The sequence below is a fragment of the Gluconobacter thailandicus F149-1 = NBRC 100600 genome (genome assembly GCF_000964465.1).
Taxonomy (GTDB): domain Bacteria; phylum Pseudomonadota; class Alphaproteobacteria; order Acetobacterales; family Acetobacteraceae; genus Gluconobacter; species Gluconobacter thailandicus.
The window spans coordinates 1-2,688 of sequence record NZ_BANH01000048.1 but is presented as its reverse complement, the minus strand read 5'-3'; the positions used below and the strand labels follow the sequence as shown (position 1 = coordinate 2,688).

The 2,688-nt window shown below is 56.3% G+C and carries 4 protein-coding genes; 2 read left to right on the top strand and 2 right to left on the bottom strand.

Annotation, left to right across the window (positions count from 1 at the left end; genetic code table 11):
- The first annotated feature begins 17 nt into the window (after window positions 1-17).
- The gene (locus tag B7444_RS17375) at window positions 18-161 is read left to right on the top strand and encodes a helix-turn-helix domain-containing protein (RefSeq protein ID WP_289305552.1); all 144 of its coding nucleotides are present in this window, start codon (window positions 18-20) and stop codon (window positions 159-161) included.
- A 20-nt stretch (window positions 162-181) separates the two neighbouring features.
- On the opposite strand, the gene B7444_RS12535 is transcribed toward B7444_RS17375, so the two are convergent.
- Window positions 182-994, bottom strand: coding sequence for a hypothetical protein (locus B7444_RS12535; protein ID WP_231503070.1), 813 nt, complete (start codon window positions 992-994; stop codon window positions 182-184).
- 112 nt (window positions 995-1,106) lie between these two features.
- Window positions 1,107-1,958, bottom strand: coding sequence for a hypothetical protein (locus B7444_RS12530; protein WP_035730827.1), 852 nt, complete (start codon window positions 1,956-1,958; stop codon window positions 1,107-1,109).
- Window positions 1,959-2,056: 98 nt separating this feature from the next.
- On the opposite strand from B7444_RS12530, the gene B7444_RS12525 reads away from it, so the two are divergent.
- On the top strand, window positions 2,057-2,688 hold a 632-nt coding region (locus tag B7444_RS12525; protein ID WP_052954150.1), incomplete at its 3' end, for a recombinase family protein.

The following is a 2,688-nucleotide window of genomic DNA, read 5'->3' as shown; positions in this document are numbered from 1 at the left end:
GGGCGGCAGGAAAGCTCATCGGACGTCCACCCCGCCTGACGTCCGTTCAGCGTCAGCACATTCGCGAAATGGCGCAGCAGGGCAAATCTCTTAGAGAGATTGCCAGACTGTTTCGTGTCGGACCAAGCACTGTCTACCGCGTCGTGCAGCAGACAGCTTAAAGCCAGTCATAGGTATCAGCTTAGTGGCGTATTCCGCCCTGCCTGCTTTTGAGTGCAAGACCGGCAAGACCTAAAGCCGCGATGAGCGCGATCCAATACCCGCTCTTCCAGGACGTCGCATGAATCAACGAGGAGACCTGCTTCTCGACCATCACCTGCATATCGCGCTGCATTGCGCCATCGCCTCCCAGACCGCCGAAAAGTTGGCCGGTGCTTTTCACTGCATCCGCTGCGAAATGACGCAGCTTCGTATGCACCACCAGCGGGAGAGTAATCAGGAAGACAAGAGGTAGGACATTCAACATCTGCGCTCGTTTGAACGTCAGCCATGGTGCAATCCAGGGCAGGACGATCACCAGACATCCGATCAGACGCCAAAAACCAAAGTGAACCGTAAGATCGGCGGCACTGGCATCAACGCCCAACAACTGGCTGACGGTGTAGGCCAGATTGACACCAAGGATCGTATTGCCAGCTTCAAGGCTCCAGCCGGGGAGCACGAAAAAACCAAGCAGCAATGCACCCGACAGGACAACACCTGGCATCGTCATGCGGTCTTTCTGCGCCTGGAGCAGAGGCAACACTTTCTCGCCAAATGTTCCACCGTTCGAGCGAAGGGTTTGACCCAATGCGCTGAGCGTTTCATGGGTTAGAACATCGCGCCCGAGCAAACGCACTGCGTTGACGTCGCCATTCGCTGCCAGTGTGAACACGACTTTCTGGTTGCGAGCGGGAGCGGCTGTTCCCTGCCAAACCTTGGGCAGCATGAAGGAATATTGCTGGCCATCAGCGACGATCAGACCTGGCGTTGCATCGGGTATTTTGATGATCACACCCCGATGTTCCGGCTCATGAGGCACTCTGGAAGTCTGACTTTTACCAGGAAAGGTGTTTGCTTCTTCTGGTGCCACGTTTTGCAAAGGGGATACGGTCATGACCACGCCCTCACAATGCTGGCTTGACGGTGTTGTGGGCCAGCTTTGCGTCTACAGCCGCATTGAGCTGCTTGATGACTTCAGCCGTTATGGTCTGGACAGCTCCGATATCCTCGATCGCAATGCTCAGATGACTGACGGCTGACGGATTTTGCGGGACCACATCAACGGCTATCTGCATCCAGGCTTGCGTAACAGACGCCCGTGGATCGGACGACGGCGAGAATGCAACAGGGTCGCCATGAGCTTTTTCGGTGACCGTGCCATCCTTGAGTGCATACAGAGCGGTCACGGCAGAAGCATTGTAAAGAGACGGGAGATGGGCGTTATACCGGGTGACAAGTTCCCCTTTCAAAGCATCGTATCCCGGAGCATTAATGGCCGGATAATCGACACTGCGTTCGATCTTGATGACTATGCCTCCCATGACGGGAGGTGCCAGCGACACATTGATGGCGTCGCCATTTCGTTGGCAGGACAGCATCGACGGATAAGACTGGGTCTCCATATCGACGCCCTTATAGGAAGTCCGCAGGGTCTCGGTACGAATTGATGGGTCCGCCTGACAGGCCTGGCGAAGTTGGGCTGTTGCCTCCAGTGCAGACATGCCCAACGAGATCCCCATGAGAGAGGCATGTCCCAGCGCATTGTCCATTGGACGATACGTCAGGGTCTTTTGCAGTGTCACGCCGCCATTATCCTGAGGAGCCTGCGGCGTTGCCGGAGTATTGGGAATGTGACCAGCACCCATCCCCATGGCGGCGTTGACCATGCTGCGGCGAAAAGCTGCTACAGCATCCTGTGCATGGGCGACCGGTGGCAGGGCACCGCACAGTAAGAGACAGACGACTACCCGTTTCATGAATTTCTCCGGACCAATGACCTGACGCTGGCGTGACGACGTTGCAGCCAAACTGCAAACAAACAGGAGGCAGTGAGAACTCAGACAGGATACTCTCCTTGTCTGCTCCTTTTCTCTTTTGGTCCTGCTTCGCTGACCTGCAACGCTGGGTTTCACAATCCGTCGTTTTTGGAACAGGCCAGGAAAAACGGGTCCTGCTGTTCCGAAATCCTGTTCCGGAACGCAGGGAGGTCAGAAGCATGACACGGTATGGCTACGCACGGGTTTCGACAGGCGACCAGGTCTGTGACGGGCAGGTATCGGCTCTTCAGAAAGAAGGTGTGACCGAAATCGTATTTGATACGGTGTCAGGCAGCGTGCCTGCTGCCAGTCGACCGGGGCTTGCTGGCCTGCTCAGTCGCCTCAATGAGGGAGACAGTCTGGTTGTGGCGTGTCTGGACAGGCTGGGTCGTAACACGCTCGATGTCATGGGGCTGGTGAATAACCTGACGGGCCGCCACATCCGAGTGCGTATTCTCAACATCGGGATTGAGACGGGTACCCCGAATGGTCAGTTGTTTCTGACCATCCTGGCAGGCTTTGCGCAGTTTGAACGGGAACTGATCCGCGAGCGAACAAGGGCAGGACTTGCGGCTATCCGGCTGGCCGGGAAACAGCTTGGGCGACCACATGTTCTGACAACCCGGCAGAGAAAACACGTCAAGGAACTGAGCGCTGCTGGACGATCACT

Bases quoted from the DNA above. Each gene is read 5' to 3' on its own strand.
- B7444_RS12530 (WP_035730827.1), bottom strand. From the start codon at position 1,958: ATGAAACGGGTAGTCGTCTGTCTCTTACTGTGCGGTGCCCTGCCACCG.